General features: G+C 70.4%; 22 protein-coding genes. 16 read left to right on the top strand and 6 right to left on the bottom strand.

All coding sequences use genetic code 11. The annotated features are described in order from the left end of the window. The first annotated feature begins 3 nt into the window (after window positions 1–3). The 5 genes from ACWGI2_RS06275 (at window position 4) to ACWGI2_RS06295 (ending at window position 7,874) form a co-directional block, all read left to right on the top strand. Window positions 4–1,308, top strand: a complete 1,305-nt coding sequence (locus ACWGI2_RS06275; RefSeq protein WP_453694301.1) for an extracellular solute-binding protein — start codon at window positions 4–6, stop codon at window positions 1,306–1,308. A 23-nt stretch (window positions 1,309–1,331) separates the two neighbouring features. After that, window positions 1,332–2,261, top strand: a complete 930-nt coding sequence (locus ACWGI2_RS06280) for a carbohydrate ABC transporter permease (protein ID WP_453694302.1) — start codon at window positions 1,332–1,334, stop codon at window positions 2,259–2,261. A gap of 111 nt (window positions 2,262–2,372) precedes the next feature. Then, entirely contained in the window at window positions 2,373–3,218 is an 846-nt protein-coding gene (locus ACWGI2_RS06285; RefSeq protein ID WP_453694674.1) for a carbohydrate ABC transporter permease, read from the top strand. 91 nt (window positions 3,219–3,309) lie between these two features. Continuing rightward, window positions 3,310–4,578 carry a glycoside hydrolase 5 family protein gene (locus ACWGI2_RS06290; protein WP_453694303.1) on the top strand — a complete coding sequence of 423 codons (1,269 nt, stop codon included), beginning with the start codon at window positions 3,310–3,312 and terminating at the stop codon, window positions 4,576–4,578. A 266-nt stretch (window positions 4,579–4,844) separates the two neighbouring features. Continuing rightward, a complete protein-coding gene (locus ACWGI2_RS06295) occupies window positions 4,845–7,874 on the top strand; it encodes an alpha-mannosidase (RefSeq protein ID WP_453694304.1) in 3,030 nt (1,009 codons plus the stop codon). Between the two features lie 515 nt (window positions 7,875–8,389). On the opposite strand, the gene ACWGI2_RS06300 is transcribed toward ACWGI2_RS06295, so the two are convergent. The 3 genes from ACWGI2_RS06300 to ACWGI2_RS06310 all read right to left on the bottom strand — a co-directional run bounded on the left by ACWGI2_RS06300 (window position 8,390) and on the right by ACWGI2_RS06310 (window position 10,854). Further along, window positions 8,390–9,394 carry a HEAT repeat domain-containing protein gene (locus ACWGI2_RS06300; protein ID WP_453694305.1) on the bottom strand — a complete coding sequence of 335 codons (1,005 nt, stop codon included), beginning with the start codon at window positions 9,392–9,394 and terminating at the stop codon, window positions 8,390–8,392. Between the two features lie 3 nt (window positions 9,395–9,397). Continuing rightward, complete coding sequence (locus tag ACWGI2_RS06305; RefSeq protein WP_453694306.1) at window positions 9,398–10,069, bottom strand: HEAT repeat domain-containing protein; 672 nt, start codon at window positions 10,067–10,069, stop codon at window positions 9,398–9,400. Window positions 10,070–10,152: 83 nt separating this feature from the next. Next, window positions 10,153–10,854 (bottom strand): FadR/GntR family transcriptional regulator, encoded by a 702-nt coding sequence (locus tag ACWGI2_RS06310; RefSeq protein WP_453694307.1) that lies wholly within the window; start codon window positions 10,852–10,854, stop codon window positions 10,153–10,155. A gap of 222 nt (window positions 10,855–11,076) precedes the next feature. On the opposite strand from ACWGI2_RS06310, the gene ACWGI2_RS06315 reads away from it, so the two are divergent. The 8 genes from ACWGI2_RS06315 to ACWGI2_RS06350 are packed head-to-tail and all read left to right on the top strand — an operon-like array spanning window position 11,077 to window position 19,170. After that, window positions 11,077–12,162: a sugar ABC transporter substrate-binding protein gene (locus ACWGI2_RS06315; protein ID WP_453694308.1), complete on the top strand. Its 1,086-nt coding sequence runs from the start codon at window positions 11,077–11,079 to the stop codon at window positions 12,160–12,162. 8 nt (window positions 12,163–12,170) lie between these two features. After that, window positions 12,171–13,799 (top strand): sugar ABC transporter ATP-binding protein, encoded by a 1,629-nt coding sequence (locus ACWGI2_RS06320; protein ID WP_453694309.1) that lies wholly within the window; start codon window positions 12,171–12,173, stop codon window positions 13,797–13,799. Beyond that, entirely contained in the window at window positions 13,792–14,835 is a 1,044-nt protein-coding gene (locus ACWGI2_RS06325; protein ID WP_453694310.1) for an ABC transporter permease, read from the top strand. Before ACWGI2_RS06320 ends, ACWGI2_RS06325 begins: the two co-directional genes overlap by 8 nt. Before the next feature lie 49 nt (window positions 14,836–14,884). After that, on the top strand, window positions 14,885–16,225 hold the full coding sequence (locus ACWGI2_RS06330; RefSeq protein WP_453694311.1) for an L-fuconate dehydratase: 1,341 nt from the start codon (window positions 14,885–14,887) through the stop codon (window positions 16,223–16,225). Further along, entirely contained in the window at window positions 16,222–17,013 is a 792-nt protein-coding gene (locus ACWGI2_RS06335; protein WP_453694312.1) for an SDR family NAD(P)-dependent oxidoreductase, read from the top strand. Before ACWGI2_RS06330 ends, ACWGI2_RS06335 begins: the two co-directional genes overlap by 4 nt. Continuing rightward, a complete protein-coding gene (locus ACWGI2_RS06340) occupies window positions 17,010–18,014 on the top strand; it encodes an aldo/keto reductase (RefSeq protein ID WP_453694313.1) in 1,005 nt (334 codons plus the stop codon). Before ACWGI2_RS06335 ends, ACWGI2_RS06340 begins: the two co-directional genes overlap by 4 nt. Continuing rightward, window positions 18,011–18,325 (top strand): L-rhamnose mutarotase, encoded by a 315-nt coding sequence (locus ACWGI2_RS06345; RefSeq protein ID WP_453694314.1) that lies wholly within the window; start codon window positions 18,011–18,013, stop codon window positions 18,323–18,325. The genes ACWGI2_RS06340 and ACWGI2_RS06345 overlap by 4 nt, the downstream gene beginning before the upstream one ends. Next, window positions 18,310–19,170: an amidohydrolase family protein gene (locus ACWGI2_RS06350; RefSeq protein ID WP_453694315.1), complete on the top strand. Its 861-nt coding sequence runs from the start codon at window positions 18,310–18,312 to the stop codon at window positions 19,168–19,170. The genes ACWGI2_RS06345 and ACWGI2_RS06350 overlap by 16 nt, the downstream gene beginning before the upstream one ends. Window position 19,171: 1 nt before the next feature. Here ACWGI2_RS06350 and ACWGI2_RS06355 read toward each other — a convergent pair whose 3' ends face one another. Continuing rightward, window positions 19,172–20,590, bottom strand: a complete 1,419-nt coding sequence (locus ACWGI2_RS06355) for a lipase maturation factor family protein (protein ID WP_453694316.1) — start codon at window positions 20,588–20,590, stop codon at window positions 19,172–19,174. Between the two features lie 135 nt (window positions 20,591–20,725). On the opposite strand from ACWGI2_RS06355, the gene ACWGI2_RS06360 reads away from it, so the two are divergent. The 3 genes from ACWGI2_RS06360 to ACWGI2_RS06370 are packed head-to-tail and all read left to right on the top strand — an operon-like array spanning window position 20,726 to window position 24,890. After that, window positions 20,726–21,847 carry a DUF6777 domain-containing protein gene (locus ACWGI2_RS06360; protein ID WP_453395948.1) on the top strand — a complete coding sequence of 374 codons (1,122 nt, stop codon included), beginning with the start codon at window positions 20,726–20,728 and terminating at the stop codon, window positions 21,845–21,847. A 42-nt stretch (window positions 21,848–21,889) separates the two neighbouring features. Then, window positions 21,890–24,019, top strand: coding sequence for a SpoIIE family protein phosphatase (locus tag ACWGI2_RS06365; RefSeq protein ID WP_453694317.1), 2,130 nt, complete (start codon window positions 21,890–21,892; stop codon window positions 24,017–24,019). Window positions 24,020–24,029: 10 nt separating this feature from the next. Beyond that, complete coding sequence (locus ACWGI2_RS06370; RefSeq protein ID WP_453694318.1) at window positions 24,030–24,890, top strand: Fpg/Nei family DNA glycosylase; 861 nt, start codon at window positions 24,030–24,032, stop codon at window positions 24,888–24,890. Window positions 24,891–24,933: 43 nt separating this feature from the next. Here ACWGI2_RS06370 and ACWGI2_RS06375 read toward each other — a convergent pair whose 3' ends face one another. Next, entirely contained in the window at window positions 24,934–25,587 is a 654-nt protein-coding gene (locus ACWGI2_RS06375; RefSeq protein ID WP_453694319.1) for a zf-HC2 domain-containing protein, read from the bottom strand. A 149-nt stretch (window positions 25,588–25,736) separates the two neighbouring features. Further along, on the bottom strand, window positions 25,737–26,252 hold the full coding sequence (locus tag ACWGI2_RS06380; RefSeq protein ID WP_160509079.1) for a hypothetical protein: 516 nt from the start codon (window positions 26,250–26,252) through the stop codon (window positions 25,737–25,739). Between the last annotated feature and the right edge of the window lie 31 nt (window positions 26,253–26,283).

Below are 26,283 nucleotides of genomic sequence, written 5' to 3' on the forward strand. Positions count from 1 at the left end.
ACCGTGCGCATCTCCCACCACCCCCGCATCCCCAGAAGGGCAGCCGCGGCTGCCGCCGCCATCGCCGTGCTCCTGCCGCTGAGCGCGTGCGGCGACGGAGGCGGCGGCGGATCGACCGACGCGTCCGGCAAGATCGAGGGCGAGATCACCTTCCAGACCTGGAACCTGAAGGCCAACTTCAAGTCGTACTTCGAGGGCGTCGTCGACGGCTTCGAGAAGAAGTACCCCGGCACGAAGGTGAACTGGGTCGACCAGCCCGGCGAGGGCTACGCCGACAAGATCAGCGCCGACGCCGCGGCAGGCACCCTCCCCGACGTCGTCAACGTCTCACCCGACCTGGTGGCCCCGCTCGCCAAGGCCGGACTCGCGCTCGACCTCGACAAGGCCGCGGGGAAGTACGAGAAGGAGTACCTGCCGGGCGCGTGGAAGAGCCACCAGATACCGGGCACGGAGGGGACGTACGCCTTCCCCTGGTACCTGAACACCGGGCCGCTCTTCTACAACAAGCGGATCTTCAAGGACGCGGGCCTCGACGCCGACAAGCCCCCGAAGACGTACGACCAACTCTTCGACAGCGCCCTCCAGTTGGCGAAGAAGAGCAAGGGCAGGACCGCCACGCTCGCCAACATCCCCACCATCGAGGACTTCGGGCGGTACGGCGTCCCGCTGATGGACAAGGACGGGACCAAGTTCACCTTCAACGGCCCCAAGGGCGTCGAACTCCTCACCGAGTACAAGAAGTTGTACGACGCGAAGGCCCTGGACGGGCAGGCGCTCAACGCCACGCCCGAATCGACCGGGAAGAAGTTCCTCACCGAGGCCGTCGCCATGAACCCCGGAAGCGCCCTGGACCTCGGCAAGTTCAAGAAGGAGGCGCCCGGCCTCTACAAGAACATCGGGATCACCCCGCAGCTCACCAACACCGGCAAGGACAACATGTATGTGATGGGCGTGATGGTGAACACCCGCACCAAGCAGACGCCCGCGGCCGTGGCCTTCGCCCACTACGTGACGGACGCGCAGCGCCAGATGTCCTTCGCGAAGAAGGTGGCGATCTTCCCCAGTACGGAAGGCTCGCTCGACGACCCGTACTTCACCAAGCAGGACGGCACCGATGACACGCGCGTGCGGGTCGCCGCCGCCAAGTCCATCAAGACCGCGGTGAATTACACGCCCGTGCTGTTCAGCGAGCAGATGAAGATCGAGCTGCGCAACGCCGTCGCCCGTGCGCTGCAAGGCAAGGAGAGCCCCAAGGAAGCGCTTGACAACGCTGTCAAGAACTGCGACCGGCTGCTGAAGCAGAGCTGAGAAGACGACACGGGACCACCACCATGAAGAGCTCCACCGCCGCCACCGTTCCCCGTGCCGCCGCCGACCGCGGTCCGCGCAGCCGCATCAGACGCCAACTACCCTCCAGCCCATGGCTGTTCGCCGCCCCAGGGCTGCTGATCGTCGGCATCTTCATCCTCTATCCGTTCGTCAGCACGCTCATCAACTCCTTCACCGACAAGCGCACCCTGATCCCGGGGGAGTACATCGGCCTGGACAACTTCCGGGAGCTGCTGCACGACGACATGTTCTGGATCGGGCTCCGCAACTCGACGCTCTACATCGTGGGGGTCGTCCCCGCGCTCGTCCTGTTGCCCCTGCTGCTCGCGATGCTCGTCCAGAAGCACATCCCCGGCATGACCTTCTTCCGGTCCGCCTTCTACACGCCGGTGGTCGCGTCCATCGTCGTGGTGGGCCTGATCTGGGTGTGGATGCTGGATGAACGGGGCCTGGTCAACGCGGTGTTGGAGGCGGTGGGCGTCGGCTCGGTCGGCTTCCTCAGCGACCAGTGGCTGCTCCTCCTGAGCGCCATGGCCGTCACGGTCTGGAAGGGCCTCGGCTACTACATGATCATTTACCTGGCCGCGCTCGCCAACGTGCCCCGTGAACTCCACGAGGCCGCATCGGTGGACGGCGCGGGCGCGGTGCGCCGCTTCTTCACGGTCACCGTGCCCGCCGTGCGCTCCACGATGGTCCTGGTCGCCGCGCTGTCCTCGGTCGCCGCCTTCAAGGTGTTCAGCGAGGTCTACCTGATGGCCGGGCCCAACGGCGGCCCCGCGGGCGAGGACACCACGCTCGTGATGCTGGTGCAGCGCGTCGGTACCGGCCTGACCGGCCGCGTCGGATACGCGTCGGCCATCTCGGTCGTCGTCTTCGTCGTCACCGTCGCGCTGATGCTGCTGGTGCTGCGCGCGGACCGGAAGGAGGACTGACTCGTGAGCATCGCGACGACGGACACGGATACGGACACGCGCAAGTCCGGGCAGGCGGCGAGGAAGACGGCGGGGAAGGCACGGAAGGAGGGCTCCCGCGGGCGGGGCCGGATCACCGACGAGAACGGCCGCAGGATGCCCGTGTGGGAGATCGTCCTGCGCTACGTACTCCTGCTCGCCGTACTGGCGTTGATGATCGGGCCCTTCCTGTGGCAGCTGTCCACATCCCTGAAGGGCCCGCACGAGAACATCTTCAGCTCCCCGCCCGAATTCCTGCCGAACAGCCCGACCTTCCACAACTACGAACGGGTCGCCGACACCATCCCCGTCTGGGACTACGCCTTCAACTCCCTGAAGGTGGCCGCCGCCAACGTGGTGACCAACTGCGTGGGCGCCACGCTCGCCGGCTACGCCCTCGCCCGCCTGCGCTACCGGGGCCGCAGGGCGGCCACGCTGGTCTTCATCCTCGCCATGCTGGTGCCCGTGGAGGGCATCATCATCGCCCAGTTCACGACCATGCGGGAGCTGGGCCTGAACAACACCCTCATCGGGGTGCTGCTGCCCGGCTGCGTCTCCGCGCTCAACGTCCTGCTGATGCGCAACGCCTTCCTGAACCTGCCCTACGAGATCGAGGAAGCCGCGTACGTCGACGGCGCGAACGTCTGGCAACGCTTCCTGCGGATCGCGTTGCCCGCGGTCAAGGGCACGCTCGCCGTGGTGGCGATCTTCGCCTTCATGGGCGCCTGGGACGACTTCCTGTGGCCGCTGATCGTACTGAGCGACCCGAGCAGGTTCACCCTGACCATCGGCCTGAACTACCTCCACGGCACCTTCGCCAACGACGAACGGCTCGTCGCCGCGGGCACGGTCATCGCCGTGCTGCCGCTGATCGTGCTCTTCGCCTGTCTCCAGCGGTACTTCTTCCGCGGGGTGGGCGAGGGAGCGGTGAAGGGCTGAGCCGCCGCACTCCGCACCTCCGCACCTCCGCACCTCTGTGCCCCGGGCTTCGCTCCCGGGACCCCCCGCACCCCCGAGAACCAGGACTCGTATGTCTCGCACGCCTCGCTCGCCTCGCACGCCTGCTGATGTGCCGCGCTTCGGCGCGAACTACACCCCCAGCCAGGGGTGGTTCCACCACTGGCTCGACTTCGACATCGACGCCGTGCGCGCCGACCTCGACGCGATCGCCGGACTCGGCCTCGACCACATCCGGGTCTTCCCGATCTGGCCGTACTTCCAGCCCAACCGCACCCTGATCAGGCCGCGTGCCGTGGAGCAGCTCGTCGCCCTCGCGGACGCCGCGGCCGAGCGCGGGCTCGACGTCAACGTCGACGGACTGCAAGGGCACCTGTCGAGCTTCGACTTCCTTCCCGCCTGGACGCAGACGTGGCACCGGCGGAACATCTTCACCGACCCCGACGTGGTGGAGGGGGAGGTCGCGTACCTGCGTACGCTCGCCGCCGCGCTCGCCGACCGGCCGAACTTCATCGGCATGACCATCGGCAACGAGGTGAACCAGTTCTCGGCGGGCCCGCATCCCGATCCGGACCGGATCACACAGGAGCAGGCGGAGGAGTGGCTGCGGCGGGTGCTCGCCGCGTGCGAGGAGGGCGCTCCGGGCAAGCTGCATCTGCACGCGGAGTACGACGCGGCCTGGTACCAGGACGACCAGCCCTTCACCCCGGCCCAGGCCGCGCGCCTGGGCGGGGCGACCGCCGTGCACTCCTGGGTGTTCAACGGCACGGCCCAGCGGCACGGGCGCGAAGGACTCGCCACCGCGCAGCACGCGGCGTACATGATCGAGCTGTCCAAGGCGTGGGCGGACGATCCGCACCGCCCGGTATGGCTCCAGGAGGTGGGCGCGCCCGCTCCCCTCGTCCCCGCGGAGCACGCGGCGTCGTTCACCGAGGCGACGGTGGAGGCGGCGCTCGACTGTGCGGATGTGTGGGGGGTGACGTGGTGGTGTTCGCACGATGTGTCGCGGGGGCTTTCTGATTTCCCCGAACTTGAGTACAGCCTGGGCCTGTTGACGAATGAGAGCCGGGTCAAGCCGGGGGGTGAGGTGTTGGCGCGGCTGGCGAAGGAGTGGCGGGGGCGGGAGTATGCGCCTGCCGTCCGGACGACCGCGGTGGTCGTGGACGACTCCACCGCGGCGCGGTCCGCGTGTGCTCCTGGGGGAGCGGTGTTCGAGGCGTTCATGCGGCTGGTGGGGGATGGGGTACGGCCCACGGCGGTGCTGGCCAGCAGGGCTGGTGAGTCGGCGCACTTGGCTGCGCGGGGCATCACGCAGGTTGTGCGGCCGGGGGAGGTTGGCTAGGAACAAGATCTGTCCCCAACCCCGCCCCTTCCCGAAAACCCGCTCTGGCGCGGGGGCCTTGCGTGCCGTTGATCACCGGCTTCGCCGAGTTCGTCCTCAAACGCCGGACGGGCTGGAAATCCAGCCCCTCCGGCGTTTGAGGAGCGGGGGTCTGGGGGCGGAGCCCCCAGGTAGGCCCCCGCGCCGAGCGGGTTTTCGGGAAGGGGCGGGGTTGGGAAAAAATCCCGCCCACCCCACCCGCACCCACACACAAACGGAGACCCCACATGCACGACGACCGCACCCTCATAGAAGCCCGCCTCAAGCGCGTCCTCGACGAGCGCATCCGCCCCGCCGTCTACCCCGAGTCCGTCCCCCTGGACGTCGCCGTATGGACGGCTCCGGGCGAGCCCGTCCCCGTGGCGGAAGGCCTCGCAGCCACCCCCGAGCCGACGGCGGTAGGCGCCCCCTGGGGCGCCCCCTGGGCCACCAGCTGGTTCCAAGTGACCGGCACCGTGCCCACGGAATGGGCGGGAAAGACCGTCGAGGCCATCCTCGACCTCGGCTTCGACGAGAACATGCCCGGCTTCCAGTGCGAGGGCCTCGTCTACCGCCCCGACGGCACCCCGGTGAAGGGCCTCAACCCCCGCAACCAGTGGGTACGGATCGCCGCCCCCGCGACCGGCGGCGAAGACGTCCACCTGCACATCGAGGCCGCCTCCAACCCCGTCATCCTCGACTACCACCCCTTCCTGCCCACCCAGCTCGGCGACAAGGAGACGGCAGGCAGCGAGCCCCAGTACAAGCTCGCCCGCATGGACCTCGCCGTCTTCGACGAGACCGTGTGGCAGCTCGTCATCGACCTCGAAGTGCTCGGCGAGCTCATGCAGGAGCTTCCCGAGGACTCCGGGCGCCGTTACGCCGTCGTGCGCGCGATCGGCCGCGCCCTGGACGCCGTCGACCTCCAGGACGTCAACGGCAGCGCACCCGCCGCCCGCGCCGAGCTCGAAGGCGTCCTCGCCACCCCCGCCGAGCCCTCCGCCCACCGCATCAGCGCCGTCGGCCACGCGCACATCGACTCCGCGTGGCTGTGGCCGCTGCGCGAGACGGTGCGCAAGGTCGCGCGTACGACGTCGAACATGACCGCGCTGATCGAGGACGAGCCGGACTTCGTCTTCGCCATGTCGCAGGCGCAGCAGTGGGCGTGGGTCAAGGAGCACCGGCCCGAGGTGTGGGCGAAGGTCAAGAAGGCGGTTGCCGACGGGAGGTTCGTGCCCGCGGGCGGCATGTGGGTCGAGTCGGACACGAACATGCCGGGTTCGGAGGCGATGGCCCGTCAGTTCGTGCACGGCAAGCGGTTCTTCCTCGATGAGTTCGGCATCGAGAACGATGAGGCCTGGCTGCCCGACACCTTCGGCTTCGCCGCCGGTCTGCCGCAGATCATCAAGGCTGCGGGGTCCAAGTGGCTGCTCACCCAGAAGATCTCCTGGTCGCAGACGAACCGTTTCCCGCACCACACCTTCAACTGGGAAGGCATCGACGGCACGCGCATCTTCACGCACTTCCCGCCCGTCGACACCTACAACTGCTCGATGAAGGGCAGCGAGATCGCCCACGCGGCGAAGAACTTCAAGGACAAGGGTGTCGCCCGGCACTCCCTCGCGCCGACCGGCTGGGGCGACGGGGGCGGCGGCACCACCCGCGAGATGATTGCGAAGGCCGGACGCCTCCGCGACCTGGAGGGCTCGGCGACCGTCGAGTGGGAGACCCCCGCCGCCTTCTTCGAGAAGGCCGAGGCGGAGTACCCGAACGCCCCCGTCTGGGTCGGCGAGCTGTACCTCGAACTGCACCGCGCCACCCTCACCAGCCAGGCGGGCACCAAGCAGGGCAACCGCCGCAGCGAGCACCTGCTCAGGGAAGCGGAGCTCTGGGCCGCCACGGCAGCCGTCCGCTCGCCTGAATTCTCGTACCCCTACGAGGAGTTGGACCGCCTCTGGAAGACGGTGCTGCTCCACCAGTTCCACGACATCCTGCCCGGTTCGTCCATCGCCTGGGTGCACAGGGAGGCGCGCGCGACGTACGCCAAGGTCGCCGAGGAGCTGAACGGCATCATCGACGCGGCCCAGCGTGCGCTGGCGGGCGACGCGGGTGGCACGGGCACCCTCGTCTTCAACTCCACCCCGCACACCCGCGACGGCGTCCCGGCGGGTGGCGCCCGCCCCGCCGCGATCGACGGTCAGTCGGCGATCGCCTCGCGCGCCGACGGTGGCTATGTCCTCGACAACGGTCTGCTGCGGGTCGAGATCGACGCACGCGGGCTTGTCGTCTCGGCGTACGACATCGTGGCCGACCGGGAGACCGTCGCACCCGGCCAGGCGGCCAACCTGCCGCAGATCCACGCCGACTTCCCGAACATGTGGGACGCGTGGGACGTCGACGAGTTCTACCGCAACACGGTCACCGACCTGACCGAGGCGGACACGGTCGAGCCCGTCGAGGACGGCGCCTCGGTCCGTGTCGTACGCACCTTCGGCGCGTCGCGGCTCACGCAGGTGCTGTCGCTGGCGCCGGGCTCCATGCGTCTCGACATCGACACGGAGGTCGACTGGCACGAGACGGAGAAGTTCCTGAAGCTGGCGTTCCCGCTGGACATCCACGCGGAGCGGTACGCGTCGGAGACGCAGTTCGGCCACTTCTACCGGGCCACGCACACCAACACGAGCTGGGAGGCCGCCAAGTTCGAGGCGTGCAACCACCGCTTCGTGCACGTGGAGGAGCCGGGCTGGGGTGTCGCCCTGGTCACCGACTCGACGTACGGCCATGACGTGACGCGCACGGTGCGCACGTCGGACTCCGGTACGACCACGACGGTCCGCGCCTCACTCCTGCGCGCCCCGCGCTTCCCCGACCCCGAGACGGACCAGGGAGTCCACCGCTTCCGGCACGCGCTGGTGCCGGGGGCCGGGATCGGCGACGCGGTGCGGGAGGGGTACCGGATCAACCTGCCCGAGCGGCAGGTCCCGGGCGGCGGCGCCGAGGTGGCCCCGCTGGTGACGATCGACAACGACGCCGTCGTCATCACGGCGGTCAAGCTCGCCGACGACGGCAGCGGTGACGTGGTCGTCCGCTTCCACGAGTCACGGGGCGGACGCGCGAAGGCGACGCTGGCCGCGGGCTTCCAGGTCGGTTCCGTCGAGGCGACGGACCTGCTGGAACGCCCCCTCACGGAAGCCGCGACCCCGGAGCGCGCGGGCGACGGTGTCACGCTGAGGCTGCGGCCGTTCGAACTGGTGACGCTGCGACTGACGCGGGCGTGACGGTGATGCCCCGCTGAGCGGGTGGCGTGCGCCTCGGTGAAGCGACGCCTGGTTCGGGTGAGTTGGAGGTTGACGGGGTCGGCTTACCTGGCCAGGTGTCGCATGCTGTGGCGCGGAGCTGGCGGGGCTCGGTGTGGGCCGGGACTCGGCGGGGGCGGGCTCGGTGTGGGCCGGGGTGACGCGCCCGCTCGGGCGAGCTGATCGCCCGCGTCCGGCGGGCTACTGCTGCGCGCCCCGCCCCAGCGCATGCTGGCCGGCATGCCCGCCCCCTTGCGTCACATCGTCATCGACACCCATGCTCTGCCCACCCCGGCCCGCCCCGCCCCGCTTCTGGGCGGAGGCACCGAGCCGGTGGGCATCTGCTTCACGCCGGTTTCGGGCCGCAAGGTCGTCACGAACCGTCTGCACCTCGACGCCCGCCGAGTTCTGCGGTGTCCGCCCAACCGCCCGTCCGCCCATCCGCCCGAAGGAGACCCCCAATCAGCCAAGGCGGCCCCCCCCCGGGCAAGCGGCCGTCACTGTTCCTCCCGCAGCCGCAGAAGGTACGTCGCTGTCAGCGCGACGGCGCGGTCCGTGTCCTGCGAGAGCTCGGTGAGCGCAGCTGACGCCCTCGCCCCGGGGACGCCTGCCAGCGCCTGGGTCAGGCGTCCGCGGGCCGGCGCTTCCGTGGTGGCGCGGGTGAGGCGGTCGACGAGCCTGGCCGCGATCTGATCAGCCCTCGCGGTGTCGCTCGACAACACGCTCAGCGCATCGGCCGCGTCGGTGTCGTTCCTGCCCGCCACGATCATGTCGACGAGCGTCGGGATCGCCTCGGCCGTTCCACGGGACCCGAGCGCCAGAGCCGCATGTCCCCGGACCACGACGTCGGAGTGCGCGAGAGCATCCCGCAGCCGCTCCGTGGCCTCGTCACCGGACAGCTCGGCCAGGGACTGAACGGCGCGTTCCCGCACCGCGGGCGCCGGTGAGCCGAGGCCCTCGGTCAGGAGGGCCGGGGCGCCGTCTCCCGATCGGGCCAGCGCCCAGCGAAGGGCCCCGGCGACGTTCGGATCCGCCTCGTTCAGGGCCGCGTCGACCAGGGCCTCCACCGGCACCGGAACCTCGTCGGCCGAGGAAAGGGCCGCGCGCTGGCGCGTGTCGGCGTTCTTCGAACCCAGTGCCTGGAGGAGCGCCACGACCTGGAGGACGTCCTCCCAGCCGGTGGGGTCCGCGGCATCGATCCGGCGCAGCCGCGTGAGCAAGTCGGTCTCGGCCGCGATGCGTTCACGCGTCCGACGGACGAGATCGCCGACGAGCGCCGACGGCGTGAAGCCGGGATCGTCGAGCGCGCGTCCGATCTCACGCAGCGAAAGCCCCAGTGACCGCAGGCTCTCGACATGGAAGATCCGCCGGATGTCCCCTCCGGAGTACTCCCTGTAGCCGGAGCCGGTACGGCCCGAGGGCCGTACCAGACCGAGCGACTCGTAATGCCGGAGCATGCGGGCACTCACACCGGACCGTCGCGACACCTCACCGATCAGCACGCCCTATTGTCCCTCCCGGCCGGACCCGCCGAGGGCCACGGCACGCTTCGCCTCCTCGATCGCGAACTCGAACCCGGCGTCCGGATCCCGCAGCAGCCGCTCTGTGGCGAGCGCGTGCGCCCGCATGCCCGGGCCTTGGGCCTTCGCCGCGGCACGCAGCGCCGGCACGATCACTTCACCCAGCGCGACCAGCGCTCGGCTGAGGCTCAGCTGCGTCTCCCGCCCACCGCGCCCGAGCTGCGTCGCCAGCACCGTGGCCAAGGCGGGCTCCTCGCCCTCCGGTACGAGCACGACCGCGGCCCGCCAGGCGCTCCGCGCCACCTCGTCGTCGGTGTCGGACAGGAGCGCCCGTGTGATGACCGGCCACGCCTGCCGGTCCCCGATCTTGGACAGGGTGTGCAGCGCCTGGCTCCGTGCCTGCGCACGCTCCGAGCGGACTTCGAGGACCAGCGCGGGGAGCGTCACGGACACCGGGTGACGGGTGAGCGCCCAGGTCAGCATGTCGCGAACGAAGAACTCTGGCTCGACCGCGCATCGCTCGACGAGCGTCTCGACGCAGCGCGGGTCGGGCTGCGTGCCGACCGCGAGAGCGGCCCGAAGCCGCACGGAGGAACGGCGGTCCTCCAGCCCTTGGAGTGCCCGTGTCGCATCTGTGTCCTGTCTCGTGATCGTCATGGAGACCACCTCCTTGGTCAACAGTGAAGGCCTTGTCACTGTGTCAAGGTCAACCGGTCAACCGGTGGTCACAGCCCGCCCCCCTAGTCGTCCAGCTGCGTCCGCAGCCACTCCTCCACCTCTCCCACGTGCGCCGCCGCCGCGGCCCTCGCCGCCTCCGGGTCCCGGGCGACCAGGGCCCGGTGGATCCGGGCATGCTCGCGGCGGGTGCGTTCGAAGGCGCCCTCCTCCTGGTAGCCGCGCCACACCCGTGCGCGGAACGTGCGTGACGACAGGCCCTCCAGGATCGCCGCCATCGTGTCGTTGCCCGCCGCGAAGGCGATCGTGCGGTGGAACGCCAGGTCGTGGGAGAGGATCTCCTCCGGGTCGTCCGTGGCGTTCATCGCCTCCAAGTGCTTTTCCACATCGGCCAGTTGATCCGCCGAGATGCGCGCAGCGGCCAGCGCCGTCGCCGTGGATTCGAGGACCCGGCGTACCTCAAGAAGCTCCACGAGGCGTGGTCCGCGGGACAGGTCCGCCACGACGCCGAAGGTTTCCAGGAGGTCACCGGCTTCCAGCTGGGTGACGTAGATGCCCGAGCCGTGCCGGGCCTCCAGGACCCCCATCACCGTGAGCGCGCGGATCGCTTCCCGCATGGAGCTGCGCGAGATGCCCAGCTGGGTGGCCAAGTCCCGTTCCGTGGGGAGCCGTTGGCCCGGTTCGAGCCTGCCCTCGCCGATCATCGCCTTGATCTGCTCGATGGCCCGCCCGGTCACGGTGCCCTTCTGCGGGGCGGTCTGGTCCACGTAACACTCCTCCACTAGCCGAGTGCGCCGCAGTCTAATCAGAGATGTGGTCGGACCACTACGGCTTGAAAGCGGGAAAACTTGGCGTCGAGGGGTGTTGTGAGCGCCAAGTGGTCTGATAAATATTCGCCCATCAGTCGCTAGGACTCCCGATCCACTCCCGATCCACTCCCGATCCAGACTCGATCCACACTCGACTCACGCTCGATGAGGAGCCGTCAGATGGCCGGCAGAACAGTGCGCAACAGGTCCAGCAGGGCGGGGACTTCGCGGGCGGCGCGGATCGCCGCCGCGGCGGCCTGCGCGTCCCTCGTGCTCACGGCATGCGGCAGTACGAAGGACAGTGCGGCGCCCGCGGGCGGGGAAGGCGGCGGGGAGGGCAAGGTCGGAGTGATCCTGCCCCTGCTGACCTCGCCGTTCTGGCAGTCGTACAACGACTACGTGCCGAAGATGGCGAAGTCCGAGGACGTCGACGCGATGAAGACCGTCAACTCCAACAGCGACCCCTCGCAGCAGATCACCGACATCAACAACCAGCTCAACCAGGGCATCAAGGGGCTTGTGGTCGCGCCGCTCGACAGCGCCGCGATCTCCGCCGGACTCGACCAGGCCGAGCGCAAGGGCGTGCCTGTGGTCGCCGTCGACGTCGCCCCCGAGAAGGGCAAGGTCGCCATGGTCGTGCGGGCCAACAACGTCGCGTACGGCGAGAAGGCCTGTGACTACCTCGGCGAGCAGGTCAAGACCGGCAAGGTCGTCCAGATCATGGGAGACCTCGCATCCGTCAACGGCCGTGAGCGCTCCGAGGCGTTCCGCACCTGCGTGAAGAAGAAGTTCCCCAAGCTCAAGGTGCTCGAAATTCCCGCCAAGTGGGAGTCCGACACGGCCGCTTCGAAGCTGGACACGCTGCTCAACTCCAACCCCGACATCAAGGGCATCTACATGCAGGCGGGCGGCGTCTACCTCGCGCCCACCCTGCAGACCCTGAAGTCCAAGGGAATGCTGAAGAAGGCGGGCGAGAAGGGGCACATCACCGTCATCTCGAACGACGGCATCCCGCAGGAGTTCGACGCCATCCGCAAGGGCCAGATCGACGCCACCGTCTCGCAGCCCGCCGACGCCTACGCCAAGTACGGGATGTACTACATCAAGGCCGCGATGAACGGGAAGAAGTTCAAGCCGGGCCCGACCGACCACGACTCGACCATCGTGAAGCTGCCCAGCGGCATTCTCGAGGACCAGCTGCCCGCACCGCTGGTCACCAAGGAGAACGTGGACGACTCCAAGTTGTGGGGCAACACGGTCAAATGAGTACGCCGATGACCGAGCCCCCGACCGGCAGGGCGACGACTCCGCTCGTCGAAGCGACCGGCATAGTCAAGCGGTACGGACCCACCGTCGCCCTCCAGGACGGGCAACTGACCGTCCTGCCTGGTGAGTCCCACGCCCTCGTCGGCCGCAACGGCGCGGGCAAGTCCACCCTCGTCACCATCCTCACCGGACTCCAGGCCCCGGACGCGGGCACCGTCCTCTTCGACGGCGAGCCCGCGCCACCGCTCACCGACCGCGACGCCTGGCGCCGCAAGGTGGCCTGCGTCTACCAGAAGCCAACTGTCGTTCCTGATCTGACCGTTGCCGAGAACCTCTTCATCAACCGGCAGCCCGAAGGGCGCGGCGGCTTCATCAGCTGGCGCAAGCTGCGCGCCCAGGCCGCCGAGGTGCTCGACACCTGGGACGTGCGGGTCGACCCGGACGCGCGCACCGCCGACCTCAAGGTCGAGGACCGTCAAATGGTCGAGATCGCAAGGGCGTTGAGCTTCGGAGCGCGCTTCATCGTCCTGGACGAGCCCACCGCGCAGCTCGACAACCGTGAGATCGAGCGGCTCTTCACGCGCATGCGAGCACTCCAGGAATCCGGGGTCACTTTTCTCTTCATCTCACACCACCTCCAAGAGGTGTACGAGGTGTGCCAGACCGTCACGGTCATGCGCGACGCCCGCTGGATCACCACAGCGCCCGTGGCCGACCTGCCGTGCGCCGCCCTGGTCGAGGCGATGGCGGGCGAGGAGGCCCTGCGGGAGAAGGAAGCCGCCGAGGAGTCCGTCGCCCGGACCGAGGTCCCCGCCGACGCCCCAGTGATGCTCGACGTCAGGGGTCTCACCAGCGAGTCGTACGCGGACGTCGACCTGACCGTCCGCAAGGGCGAGGTCGTCGGACTCGCCGGATCCAGCGGCAGCGGCAAGATCAACCTCGCCGAGACCATCGCGGGACTGCACGCGCCGACCGGCGGGAGTGCTCAACTAGACGGTAAGCAGCTGCCGTTCGGTGATGTCACCGCCGCGCTGCGGGCCGGCGTCGGCTGCGTACCGCGTGACCGGCACGACCAGGGTCTGGTCTTCGGGATGACGATCGGCGACAACGCCACGATGACCGTGCTCGACCGGCTCGGGAAGTACGGCTTCGTCGGCACCGAGCGCAAGCGCGGCTTCGCCGAGGAGCTGATCGACCGCCTCGACATCCACGCCGAGGGACCCGACCAGCCCGTGTCCGACCTCTCCGGCGGTAACGCCCAGAAGGTCGTCATGGCGCGCGCCCTCGCCTCCGACCCGCGGCTCCTCGTCCTGATCAACCCCACCGCGGGCGTGGACGTGAAGTCCAAGGAGTCACTGCTCGCCCGGATGGACAACGCCCGTGAGGACGGCACCGCCGTACTCGTCGTCTCCGACGAACTGGACGACCTGCGGCGCTGCGACCGCGTCCTGGTCCTCTTCCACGGCCGGGTCGTCGCGGAGCACGCGGCGGGCTTCACCGACAACGACCTGATCGCGTCGATCGAGGGGGTGGGCCCCGAAAGGGGCGCGGGGCCTTCACATGTGCGGCTCCGCCGCGCGGGCGCGACAAGCCCCCACCGGCCCGCGCCCGAAGAACAAGGAGAAGATCGTGGCTGACACGAAGGCCCCGTCGGCCTCGACCGCACCGGACCTGACCGCGAAGACCGACAACGCCCGAGCCCAGGCACGCTCAGTGCTGCTGAGGCGGGCCCGCGAACTCGCCCTGCTACCTGCCCTGTTGCTCCTCGTCCTGCTCGGTACCCTGGTGAACGACTCGTTCCTCACCGAGCGCAACCTCATCTCCATCCTGGGAGCATCCGCTGCCCTCGCGATGGTCGTGCTCGCCGAGTCGCTCGTCCTCATCACCGGCAAGTTCGACCTGTCCCTCGAATCGGTCGTCGGCATCGCGCCCGCCGTCGGCGCGCTGCTCGTGCTGCCCGCCGCCCAGGCCGGATTCGGTACCGAGATGCCCGCCGCGGTCGCCCTGCTCGCGATCCTCGTCGTCGGCGCGGTCATCGGCGCCTTCAACGGCATCCTCGTGGTGAAGCTCAAGCTCAACGCGTTCATCGTCACGCTCGCCATGCTCATCGTGCTGCGCGGGCTGCTCGTCGGCGCGACCGAGGGCAAGACGCTCTTCGGCATGCCCGACGCCTTCTACACCCTCGCCACCTCGACGTTCCTGACCATCCCGCTCTCCGTGTGGATAGCCGCCCTCGCCTTCGGTATCGCGGGCTTCGTGCTCAAGTACCACCGCGTGGGACGCGCCCTGTACGCGATCGGCGGCAACGCCGACGCGGCACGCGCCGCCGGCATCCGCGTCGAGCGCGTCATGCTCGGTGTGTTCATCGTCGCCGGGTGCCTCGCCGCCGTCGGCGGACTCATGCAGACCGGCTACGTCGGCGCGATCAACGCCAACCAGGGCCAGAACATGATCTTCACCGTGTTCGCGGCCGCGGTCATCGGCGGCATCAGCCTCGACGGCGGCAAGGGCACCATGTTCGGCGCCCTCACCGGCGTCCTGCTGCTCGGCGTCGTACAGAACCTGCTCACACTCGCCCAGGTGCCGTCCTTCTGGATCCAGGCCATCTACGGCGGAATCATCCTGGTCGCCCTGATGATCGCGCGCGTCACCACCGGCCGCGCACAGGACTGACCCCGCTCCGGGTTCCCCGTCTCCTTGCCCCTTTCCGGAAAGGCATCCTGTGTCCCCGACTCCCGCCCGCATCACCGCGGTTGACACCTATGACGTACGGTTCCCGACCTCACGGGAGCTGGACGGGTCCGACGCGATGAACCCGGACCCCGACTACTCCGCCGCCTACGTGGTCCTTCGCACCGATGCCGACGACGGCCTTGAGGGGCACGGCTTCACCTTCACCATCGGGCGCGGAAACGACGTCCAGGTGGCCGCGATCGAGGCGCTGCGCCACCACGTGCTCGGCCGGTCCGTCGATGAACTCTGCGCCGATCCGGGGACGTTGAACCGCGACCTGATCGGGGACAGTCAGCTGCGCTGGCTCGGCCCCGAGAAGGGCGTGATGCACATGGCCATCGGCGCCGTCGTCAACGCGCTGTGGGACCTGGCGGCCAAGCGTGCCCGTAAGCCGCTGTGGCGGTTCCTCGCGGACGCCGAGCCCCAATGGCTCGTCACCCAGATCGACTTCCGCTACATCGCCGACGCCATCTCCCCGCAAGAGGCCCTGGAAATGCTCCAGTTGGGCCGCCACGGGGCCGCGGAGCGGGAAGCCCTGCTGCTGGAGCGCGGCTACCCCGGCTACACGACGTCGCCGGGCTGGCTCGGCTACAGCGACGAGAAGCTGACCCGCCTCGCCCGGCAGGCCGTGGCGGACGGCTTCACCCAGATCAAGCTGAAGGTCGGCGCGGACCTCGCGGACGACGTACGCCGCTGCCGCACCGCCCGCGAGGCGATCGGGCCCGGCATCCGCATGGCGATCGACGCCAACCAGCGCTGGAACGTCGGCGAGGCCGTCGAATGGACGCGCGCCCTGGCGGAGTTCGACCCGTACTGGGTCGAGGAGCCCACGAGCCCCGACGACGTCCTCGGCCACGCGGCGATCCGTGAGGCGGTCGCCCCGGTCAAGGTCGCCACCGGCGAGCACGTGCAGAACCGCATCGTCTTCAAGCAGCTCCTCCAGGCGGGCGCCATCGACGTGCTCCAGATCGACGCCGCTCGCGTCGGCGGTGTCAACGAGAACCTCGCGATCCTGCTGCTCGCCGCCAAGTTCGGCGTCCCGGTCTGCCCGCACGCCGGCGGCGTGGGTCTGTGCGAACTCGTCCAGCACCTATCGATGTTCGACTACGTGGCGCTGTCCGGCACCACCGAGAACCGCGTCATCGAGTACGTCGACCATCTCCACGACCACTTCATCGACCCGGTCGTGCTGCGCGAGGGCCACTACCTGGCACCCGCCGCGCCGGGCTTCTCGGCCACCATGCGGGCCGAGTCCCTCGCCGAATTCACCTATCCGGACGGCGCCTTCTGGGCCGCCGACCTCGCTCAGGGCAAAGGAGCAGCCGCATGACTGACGCCCAGGATGCCCAGGACGTCACGGACTTCCAGGACTTCGAGGGCTTGAAGGCCCTGGTCACCGGCGGAGCCTCCGGCATCGGGCGGGCCACCGCCGAGCTGCTCGCCGCGCGCGGCGCCCACGTCGCCGTGCTCGACCTGGATCCGAGCAGCGTGGAGAAGCCGCTCACCGGCCACCGCGCCGACGTCTCCGACGACGCCTCGGTGCGCGAAGCCGTCGCCGCCGCGGTGGCCGGCCTCGGTGGACTCGACGTACTGATCAACAACGCGGGGATCGGCGCGCAGGGCACCGTCGAGGACAACGACGACGACCAGTGGCACAAGGTGCTCGACGTGAACGTCCTCGGGATAGTGCGCACCACCCGCGCCGCCCTTCCGCACCTGCGAGTCTCCACCCACGCGGCGATCGTCAACACCTGCTCCATAGCCGCCACGGCCGGTCTGCCGCAGCGCGCCCTCTACTCGGCGTCCAAGGGCGCGGTGCTCTCCCTGACACTCGCCATGGCCGCGGACCACGTACGCGAAGGGGTGCGCGTCAACTGCGTCAACCCCGGCACCGTCGACACCCCGTGGGTCGGCCGCCTCCTGGACGCCGCGCCCGACCCGGCGGCCGAGCGTGCCGCACTCGAAGCCCGGCAGCCGACCGGCCGCCTCGTGTCGGCGGACGAAGTCGCGGGCGCCATCGCCTACTTGGCGAGCCCCCTCTCCGGCGCCACCACCGGCACCGCGCTCGCCGTCGACGGCGGCATGCAGGGCCTGCGACTCCGCCCGGCGGGCCGGTGAGCGGCATAGCGCGGCGCCGCATCGGACCCGGTGGCGTCGAGGTGACCGAGCTGTCCTTCGGCGCCGCCGGCCTCGGCAACCTCTACACCCCGGTCACCGACGAGGAGGCCGCCGCGGCGATCGACGCCGCCTGGGACGCGGGCATCCGCTACTTCGACACGGCGCCGCACTACGGCATCGGCCTGTCCGAGCGGCGGCTGGGCGAGGCACTGCGGGCCCGCCCACGGGAGACGTACGCCCTCTCGACCAAGGCGGGCCGCCTCCTCGAACCGTTGGAGAGGCCCGGGGGCGACGACCTGGCCCACGGCTTCGCCGTGCCCGCCACGCACCGCCGGGTCTGGGACTTCAGCGCGGACGGCATCCGCCGCTCCCTGGAGGCCAGCCTCACCCGCCTCGGCCTCGACCACGTCGACATCGTCTACCTCCACGACCCGGACGACCACGCCGAACAGGCCTTCCGCGAGGGATACCCGGCCCTGGAGCGGCTGCGCGCCGAAGGTGTCGTCGGGGCGATCGGCGCGGGCATGAACCAGACGGCGATGCTCACCCGCTTCGTCCGCGACACCGACGTCGACGCAGTGCTGTGCGCCGGCCGCTACACGCTCCTGGACCGGAGCGCCCTGGCCGAACTGCTCCCGGCCGCGCACGAGCACGGCACGGCGGTGGTGGCCGGCGGCGTGTTCAACTCGGGCCTGCTCGCCGACCCCCGGCCCGGCGCGACCTACGACTACGCGACAGCACCCCGCGCCCTCCTGGACCGCGCCCTTCATCTGAATGCGACGGCCGAGCGGCACGGCACCACACTGCGCGCCGCAGCCCTTGCCTTCCCCCTGGCCCACCCGGCGGTGACCACCGTCCTGGTCGGGGCCCGTTCGCCGTACGAAGTCCACGACGCGGCGGCGCAGTTCGCGGACACCGTCCCCGACGAGTTCTGGAAGGAAGCCCGCGCCCAAGGCCTGCTGCCCGCAGACGTACCCGTCCCCGGAGAGGACCCCGCGTGAGAATCGCCCTGCACACCAAGGTCCGCGCCGACCGTCTCGCCGAGTACGACGCCGCGCACCGCGAGGTGCCCGCCGAGCTGGTCGTCGCCATCCGCGCGGCGGGCGCTACTTCCTGGACGATCTGGCGCAGCGGCACCGATCTCTTCCACGTCCTGGAGTGCGAGGACTACGCCCGTATGCTCGCCGAGCTGGACAAGCTGCCGGTCAACATCGCCTGGCAGGCGCGCATGGCCGAGCTGCTCGACGTCGTCCACGACTACTCGGCCGACGGCGCGGACGCGGGGCTGCCCGTCGTATGGGAGCTGCCGTGACACCACACGTCGTCGACTCCCACCACCACGTGTGGGACCTCTCCGTCCGCGACCAGGAATGGATCACCGGCGAGGCGCTCGCCCCGATCCGCCGGAGCTTCTCCCTGACCGACCTCCTGCCCGAGGCCCACGCGGCCGGTGTCGCCGCGACCGTGCTCGTCCAGACGGTCACCGTCGCGGAGGAGACCCCCGAGCTGCTCGCCGCGGCGGCGGACAGTGAGCTGGTGGCGGGAGTCGTGGGGTGGACCGACCTGACCCGGCCCGACATCACCGACACGCTCGCGGAGCTGGTACAACTCCCGGGCGGGCAGCACCTGGTGGGCATCAGGCACCAGGTGCAGGGCGAGCCCGACCCGCAGTGGCTGCTGCGGCCCGACGTGCGCCGGGGTCTGGCCGCGGTCGGCGCGGCAGGCCTCGCGTACGACCTCGTGGTCCTGCCTCACCAGCTCCCGGCCTGCGTCGAGGCGGCCCGGGAACACCCCGGACTCACCTTCGTCCTTGACCACTTGGGCAAGCCGCCCATCGCCTCCGGCGCCCTCGAACCCTGGGCCGCTTCGGTCCGCTCGCTCGCCGCGCTCCCCAACACCGTCTGCAAACTCTCCGGCCTGGTGACCGAGGCCGACCCGAAGTCCTGGACGGTGGATGACCTGCGCCCGTACGCGGACACGGTCCTGGACGCCTTCGGGCCCGAACGGCTGATGTTCGGCTCTGACTGGCCTGTCTGCACCCTGGCCGCCACATACGCCGAAGTCATGCACGCAGCACGGCAGTTGACCCACTCGTTCAGCGGCAGCGAACGCTCCGCCCTCTTCGCAGGGACCGCGACCCGCGTCTACCGCCTCTGACTCACCGGGGCGACGACACCCGCGTCGGCGGCAGAAACTCCCGCACGTACGTCCGCTCCCAGCAGGCGCCCGTCTCCCGCAGCTCGCGCCAGGTCGTGTAGCGGTAGCGGTAGAGACGGGCGCGGATGTACGTGGGAGGCGCGTCCGGCGGGAACGGGACGTGGCGCAGCAGCCGCAGCGTGTCCCGGTCGCCGTCCAGGAGCCGCTCCACCAGCGGGCCGAACCACGACCGCGCGTAGGCGGGGGAGAGCGCGGCGAACCACATCATCCAGTCGAGCCGCAGATGGTAGGGCGCGAACTGCCGCGGCCAGCGGCGCACATCGCCCGGCTTGCCCTTGAACTCGTACTCCCGCCACTCCGATTCCTGGCGGGGTGCCGTGTCCGCCGTGCCCTCGATGACCACTTCCTGGCGGACGCGGCTGACGCTGCCGAACGCGCCGTACGCGTTGACGAGATGGAGCGGGTCGAAGGAGTAGTTCATGATCTGCCGACGCGAGAACAGATTGCGCGCGGGCCGGTAACTCAGCCCTAGGATCAGGGCCGTCACCGCGATGACGCCCACCTCGTACCAGAGCGGGGGAGAGGGTGACGTCGACGGCGCTCCCGCGCCGCCCAGGTCCACGACGGACACGGCGAGCACGATCGTCAGCCAGTTCAGCCAGGCGAAGTTCCCCGAAAGGACGAGCCACAGCTGGGTGGCGATCATCAGGCAGGCCGCGGCCGTCGCGATCGGCTGCGGCGTGAACAGCAGGACGGGCACGACGAGTTGGGTGAAGTGGTTCGCCGCGACCTCCATCCGGTGGACCGGCTTGGGCAGATGGTGGAAGAACCAGCTCAGCGGGCCCGGCATCGGCTGCGTCTCGTGGTGGAAGTACAGGCAGGTGAGCTTGCGCCAGCACGCGTCGCCGCGCATCTTGATCAGCCCGGCCCCGAACTCGACACGGAACAGCACCCAGCGCAGCAGGAAGAGGACGAGCACCGGGGGCGCCGTCTCGTCGTTGCCGAGGAAGACGGCGAGGAAGCCCACCTCCAGGAGCAGCGACTCCCAGCCGAAGCCGTACCAGGTCTGCCCCACGTTCACGATCGAGAGGTACAGGACCCACGGCACCACCCACAGGAGCATGCCGCCCCACAGGGGGAGGAGACCGTCGGCGCCCGCGAGCAGCGCCACCGCGCAGGCGCAGCCCGACCACGCCACGAGGGCGAAGAAGCGGTCCGAGTAGTGCAGCTGGAAGAGACTCGGCGCCCGGCGGAAGGGCACGCGCTCGACGTAGCGCGGCACCGGCAGCATGCCGCGCTCCCCGATCAGCGCACGGAACTGCAGCGCCGCGCCGAGGAACGCGACGAGGTAGAGCACGGCGAGCGCCCGCTGGAAGACGAGGCGGCCGAGCCAGTACTGCTCCGCTGTGAACCACTCCACAAGGCCATCTTGCGTCAAACCGGCCCGGCTCCCCTCCCGGCCTGCGCGGCTGCCCGGCCCCCTCCCGGCTTGCGCGGCGGCTCCGACTGCCTCAGAGAATGGGGCAAAGTTCCCGACAGCAGGCGGGAGAACACGGTGCGTGTGCCCACCAGGCCCACCAGGACCTTCGCGACGGTCTTCGCGATATCCGCGGCCCTCGCCGTCGCGGGATGCTCCGGCGGAGGCGGCGAGAACTCCGCCGCCAGCGGCCCCGAACTGTTCATGCAGCCGGCCGCCGCCCAGGGCCCCGATCCGTTCACCGACTCCACCGCGACGTCCACGGCGACGCCCTCGCCCGTCACCCGTTCGCCGCAGCCGTCGCCGACGGGAACCTCCTCACCCACGGCCCAGGGCGTGCGCTCCCTGTCGGGCGGTACGCCGGGGCTGTACGGCGGCACGCACTCGCTCGGCAGCTGCGACGTCGGCGCCCAGGTCCGCTTCCTCACCGCCGACCAGGGCAAGGGCCGCGCCTTCGCCCAGGCGTCGGGCATCTCCCAGGCCGACATCCCGGGCTTCTTGCGAGGCCTGACGCCGGTCGTGCTGCGGGCCGACACCCGCGTCACCAACCACGGCTACCGCGACGGCGGTGCCACCAGCTTCCAGTCCGTGCTGCAGACGGGCACCGCCGTCCTCGTCGACAACCGGGGGCTGCCCCGCGTGCGGTGCGCCTGCGGGAACCCGCTGAAGCCGCCGGTCGCGCTCAAGGGCACCCCGAGCCACCAGGGCAAGCCGTGGTCCGGCTACCGCCCGGCGCAGGTCGTGGTGGTGACTCCGGCCCCGAAGATCATCGTGAACATCACCATCGTGAACATCGTCGACAACACCTGGATCGAGCGGAAGACCGGTGACGAGGACGGCGGCGACGACCACACCGTGCCGCCCCCGCACCCGACCCCGACGCCGACCCCCACCACGCCGACCCCGACCGACCCGGACGACAGCGACTCGCCCAGCGACAGTGGCACCCCGAGTGACAGCGACACCCCCAGTGACAGCGACTCGCCCAGCGACAGCGATACGCCGAGTGACAGCGACACCCCGAGCGACAGCGATACGCCCAGCGACAGTGACACCCCCAGCGACAGCGACTCGCCCAGTGACCGGGACGCCACCTCCACGGACTGCCCCACGCTCCCGCCCATCACGGGCACGGAGCCGCCCACCGGCACCCCGTCCGAGATCCCGCCGGGCTGCCCGACGCCCACGCCCGGCGGCTGAGCGTGCGCGCTCGGGCCCGACAGCGAAGAATCATGAAGTGTCATGACGCCCACGTCACTGCCGGACGACTGGCCAGCGGATCCACGGTCGATCCTGGCTCTCAACCACACAGGCTGCTTCGACTGGGACCTCGACAGCGGCCTGATGCATCTCGACGCCGCCGGCCACGAGGTCTTCGACCTGCGGGCCGGCGAGTACGACGGCCACCCGACGAGCCTCGCCGTCCGGGTCCCACCGGTGGAGGCGCACCGCCTCGACGCCTACGTCTCGCACGCCCTCAAGGACGGCAGCCGGACCTACGGCATCTACTTTCGCATCCGGCTGCGCGAGGGCGGACTCCGCTGGACCCATACCCAAGGGTTCATCCAGCGTGACGGGACGGGCCGGCCGCGCCGCATCGTGGGCATCATCCGTGACGCCACCCAGGAACTGGGCGACAGCACGGCCAGGCACCAGCGCGCCGACGAGGAGGAGGACCGCCGCCGCCGTACGAGCATCGTGCAGGGCACTACGGCGGCCCTCGCGCACGCCCGTACCGTCCGGGATGTCATCGACGTACTCAAGGACACCCACGGCCTCGCGCACCTGGGTGCGTCGAACCTGGTCATGGCCCTGGTCGAGGCGGGGCGGATCCGGCTGGTCGCGGAGGGACCTGAGGGCAGCTTCGTGCCGGGCACCAAGTTCACCCGGGTCGACGAGCGGTATCCGATGAGCGACGCGGTGCGCACGCTCTCGCCGCGCTTCATCGAGACGGCCGCGGAGTTCGCGGCCTCGTACCCGGACCTGTGGCCGCACATAGACAAGCTGGGCATCACAGCGGCCGCGTATCTGCCGCTGATCGCGCAGGCCAAGCCGATCGGCGTGCTCGGCCTGCTCTACCAGGACAAGACCGGCTTCACCGAGGAGGAGCGCAACGTCCTGGTCGCCCTCGGCAGCGGCATCGCGCAGAGCCTCCAGCGCGCCATGTTCTACGAGCAGGAGAAAGACCTCGCCCAGGGCCTCCAGCAGGCGATGCTGCCGCGCACCATCCCCGGCGTGCCCGGCGCCGACATCGCCGTCCGCTACCGCTCGGCGGCGCTCGGCCGCGACATCGGCGGCGACTGGTACGACGTGATCCCGCTGCCCGGCGGCCGCGTCGGGGCGGTCATCGGCGACGTACAGGGCCATGACACCCATGCGGCGGCCGTCATGGGCCAGCTGCGCATCGTGCTGCGCGCCTACGCCGCCGAGGGGCACACGCCGGCCACCGTCATGGCCCGCGCATCGGGGTTCCTGCACGAGCTGGACACCGAACGCTTCGCCACCTGTCTCTACGCGGAGGCCGACCTGAACTCGGGCGTGGTCCAGCTGGTGCGGGCCGGCCACATCGACCCGCTCCTCCAGCAGACCGACGGGAGCTGTCGCAGGGTGCCGGTCGACGGCGGTCTCCCGCTGGGGCTCTCGGCCGAGTTCGGCCGTCTCGAATACCCGGTCACCACCTTCGAACTCGACGCGGGCCAGACCCTGTTGCTCTTCACCGACGGCCTCATCGAGGAGCCGGGCGCCGACCTCGACGACGGTCTGCGCGCCCTGGGCGATCTCGCCTGCTCGGGGCCGCGCGACCTCCAGCAGCTCGCGGACCGGCTCTGCGAGATCGTGGACGAGCGGGGCGGCGAGGACGACGCGGCACTGCTCCTCCTGCGCCGCCGCCTGATCGACGCTCCCCGGTCCGGCGGCCGCCTCCAGCAGCATGTGGGCCCCGGGGACCCGGAGGCCCTTGCCGAGGCCCGGCACATGATCCGGGCCGCGGTGCGCGCCTGGGGCGCCCGGGAGCGCGCCGACGAGATCGAACTGGTGGCGGACGAGGTGATCACCAACGCGCTGATGCACACCGACGGCGCGGCGGTCGTGACCCTGCGGGTGATCAGCGGCGGCGACCGGCGCCTTCGCGTCGAGGTCGAGGACTCCTCCAGCGCACTGCCGCGCCGCCGGGAGGCGGGGGAATCGGGAGTGTCGGGGCGGGGGTTGCTGCTGGTGGACATGCTGGCGGACGTGTGGGGAGTCGAGTCGCGAGGCAGCGGCAAGTGCGTGTGGTGCGAGTTCATCGTGCCCGCGCGGGAAGGCCAGGGTCGGGAAGGCCAGGATCGAGAAAGTCAGAATCGGGAAAGCCAGGGTCGGGAAAGCCAGGGTTAGGAGCGAGCGGATGCCGGAACTCCCCGAGGTCGAGGCGCTGCGCGCCTTCCTCGACGACCACCTCGTGGGCCACGAGATCGTCCGGGTGCTGCCCGTGGCGATCAGCGTCCTCAAGACGTACGACCCGCCGCTCTCCGCCCTCGAAGGGCGCACCGTCACGGCGGTGACGCGCCACGGCAAGTTCCTCGACCTCGACGCGGACTGCCTGCATCTGGTCACCCACCTCGCCCGCGCGGGCTGGCTGCACTGGAAGGACCGCCTCCCCGACGGCACGCCCCGCCCCGGCAAGGGCCCCCTCGCGCTGCGCGTCGCCCTGGAGACGGGGGAGGGCTTCGATCTGACGGAGGCGGGCACGCAAAAACGCCTCGCGGTGTACGTGACCGACGCCCCGGCCCAGATCCCTGGCATCGCCCGCCTGGGCCCCGACCCGCTGGCCCCGGGCTTCGACGAGGACCGCTTCGCCGGGCTCCTGGCGGGCGAACGACGGCAGATCAAGGGCGCGTTGCGGGACCAGAGCCTGATCGCGGGCGTCGGGAACGCGTACAGCGACGAGATCCTGCACGCGGCCCGCATGTCCCCGTTCAAGCTCACGTCGAGCCTCACGGATGAGGAAGTCCATGGGCTCTATGCGGCGCTGCGGACCACGCTGACCGAGGCGGTGGAGCGCTCGCACGGAGTCGCTGCGGGCCGCCTCAAGGCGGAGAAGAAGAGCGGCCTGCGCGTCCACGGCCGCACCGGCGAGCCGTGCCCCGTGTGCGGCGACACCATCCGCGAGGTCTCCTTCAGTGACTCCTCGCTGCAGTACTGCCCCACCTGCCAGACGGGCGGGAAGACGCTGGCTGACCGGAGGATGTCGCGGCTGCTGAAGTAGCCGGGCGACAGGGGGAGTTCAGGGGGGCAGGGGGCCAGGGGGTTCAGGGGCGCCGCAAGGTCAGCAGACGCAGGCCGTCCGTCGTGCGCACCTCGTAGCGGGCGATGTCGTCGCGGGGCATCGCCGCGCCGCCTTGCGTCGACAGCGTGGCCGAGGGCTCGCCCGCGGGCACCTTCCACGTCGTCACCGTCTGCTCGGAGCCGTCGGTGCCGACGGCGACGAGCTCGCAGACGCGGGCGCCTTCCGGGTCGCGGATACGGAGCCCGATGTCCGTGCCCCAGTCGCGGCCCCGCGCGGTCAGGGTCGCCGAGACGCCGGTGCGGCCGTCGCGTGCGGAGATCTGTTCCGGTCCTGGCCCCTCGGCCCGCAGGACCGCCGTCGCGGGCACCGCGAGCGCCAGTACGACGCTCGCCGCGACCGCGCACAGCCACCGCCTGCGCCCGGCCCTGTGCAGCCGCCCGGCCTCGGCGAGCAGCCGGTCGGCGAGGCCGGGTCCTGGTGCGGCGAGCGGTTCGACGGGGGGCGGCGTGAGGCGGTCGTAGGCGGCCAACTGCTGGGCTGTCGGGCCGAGTTCCGCCACCAGGGCCCGGCACTCGGGGCAGTCCATGAGGTGGTCGTCGAAGCGGAAGGTGTCCGCCGCGTCGAGGACACCGAGCGCGTAGGCGCCGGCGTCGCGATGCCGCTCCAGGGACCTCATGGCGTTCCTTGCGTGACGAGTCGGGCAGGGGGTGCTTCCTGCCCTCCCGTACGCAGCGGACCGCCGAATCACTCAAGACGCGGGACGCGAACACACGCGCGGGGCGCCAGGGCGCCTCGTCGCGGTGTCGGAAGGTCTCCGCCGTGGTCTCAGAACAGATGGATCGCCAGGTGGCCGAGCGGCAGCCCCAGGCGCCAGGCCGCCGTCCACACCTTGGGCCCGTCGTCCTCGCCGCACGGCGACCCGCCGCCCGGCACCGCGTCCAGATCGGGCGCGAGCAGCTCCGTCTCCTCCAGCCACCGCCAGGCCAGGTCGGCGAGGTCCAGATCGGGCGTGGGCTCTCCGGAGGCGACGGCGTCCGCCGCGAGCGCGGCCATCCGCTCGCCGACCCAGTCCTGCCACGGCTGGTCGTAGGCCGTCAGGGACAGCCAGGTCTCCAGCTGGGAGACCACGCGAATGCCCGACAACTCGCCTTTTGTGTCGGAAAGGAAAATAGTCAGGGCCAGAGCGTCACGCCCCGCGCGGTATTCGAAAGATGTCGGCGGCATCAAATCGCCGGTACGCAGTAATTCGTCCGCGATGTACTCGGCGTACAACCACGCCATCGGTACGGCCAGTTCGCCACCACTCGGGCCCTCCGCGTTTCCTCGGCTCTCGTGCAGCATCCCGTCTCGCCTTCCTCCGATCCGTGCGCGT

The sequence above is a fragment of the Streptomyces sp. NPDC054866 genome (assembly GCF_053610745.1).

Bases quoted from the DNA above. Each gene is read 5' to 3' on its own strand.
- ACWGI2_RS06280 (WP_453694302.1), top strand. From the start codon at position 1,332: ATGAAGAGCTCCACCGCCGCCACCGTTCCCCGTGCCGCCGCCGACCGC.
- ACWGI2_RS06290 (WP_453694303.1), top strand. From the start codon at position 3,310: ATGTCTCGCACGCCTCGCTCGCCTCGCACGCCTGCTGATGTGCCGCGC.
- ACWGI2_RS06295 (WP_453694304.1), top strand. From the start codon at position 4,845: ATGCACGACGACCGCACCCTCATAGAAGCCCGCCTCAAGCGCGTCCTC.
- ACWGI2_RS06305 (WP_453694306.1), bottom strand. From the start codon at position 10,069: ATGACGATCACGAGACAGGACACAGATGCGACACGGGCACTCCAAGGG.
- ACWGI2_RS06315 (WP_453694308.1), top strand. From the start codon at position 11,077: ATGGCCGGCAGAACAGTGCGCAACAGGTCCAGCAGGGCGGGGACTTCG.
- ACWGI2_RS06320 (WP_453694309.1), top strand. From the start codon at position 12,171: ATGACCGAGCCCCCGACCGGCAGGGCGACGACTCCGCTCGTCGAAGCG.
- ACWGI2_RS06335 (WP_453694312.1), top strand. From the start codon at position 16,222: ATGACTGACGCCCAGGATGCCCAGGACGTCACGGACTTCCAGGACTTC.
- ACWGI2_RS06350 (WP_453694315.1), top strand. From the start codon at position 18,310: ATGGGAGCTGCCGTGACACCACACGTCGTCGACTCCCACCACCACGTG.
- ACWGI2_RS06365 (WP_453694317.1), top strand. From the start codon at position 21,890: ATGACGCCCACGTCACTGCCGGACGACTGGCCAGCGGATCCACGGTCG.
- ACWGI2_RS06370 (WP_453694318.1), top strand. From the start codon at position 24,030: ATGCCGGAACTCCCCGAGGTCGAGGCGCTGCGCGCCTTCCTCGACGAC.
- ACWGI2_RS06375 (WP_453694319.1), bottom strand. From the start codon at position 25,587: ATGAGGTCCCTGGAGCGGCATCGCGACGCCGGCGCCTACGCGCTCGGT.
- ACWGI2_RS06380 (WP_160509079.1), bottom strand. From the start codon at position 26,252: ATGCTGCACGAGAGCCGAGGAAACGCGGAGGGCCCGAGTGGTGGCGAA.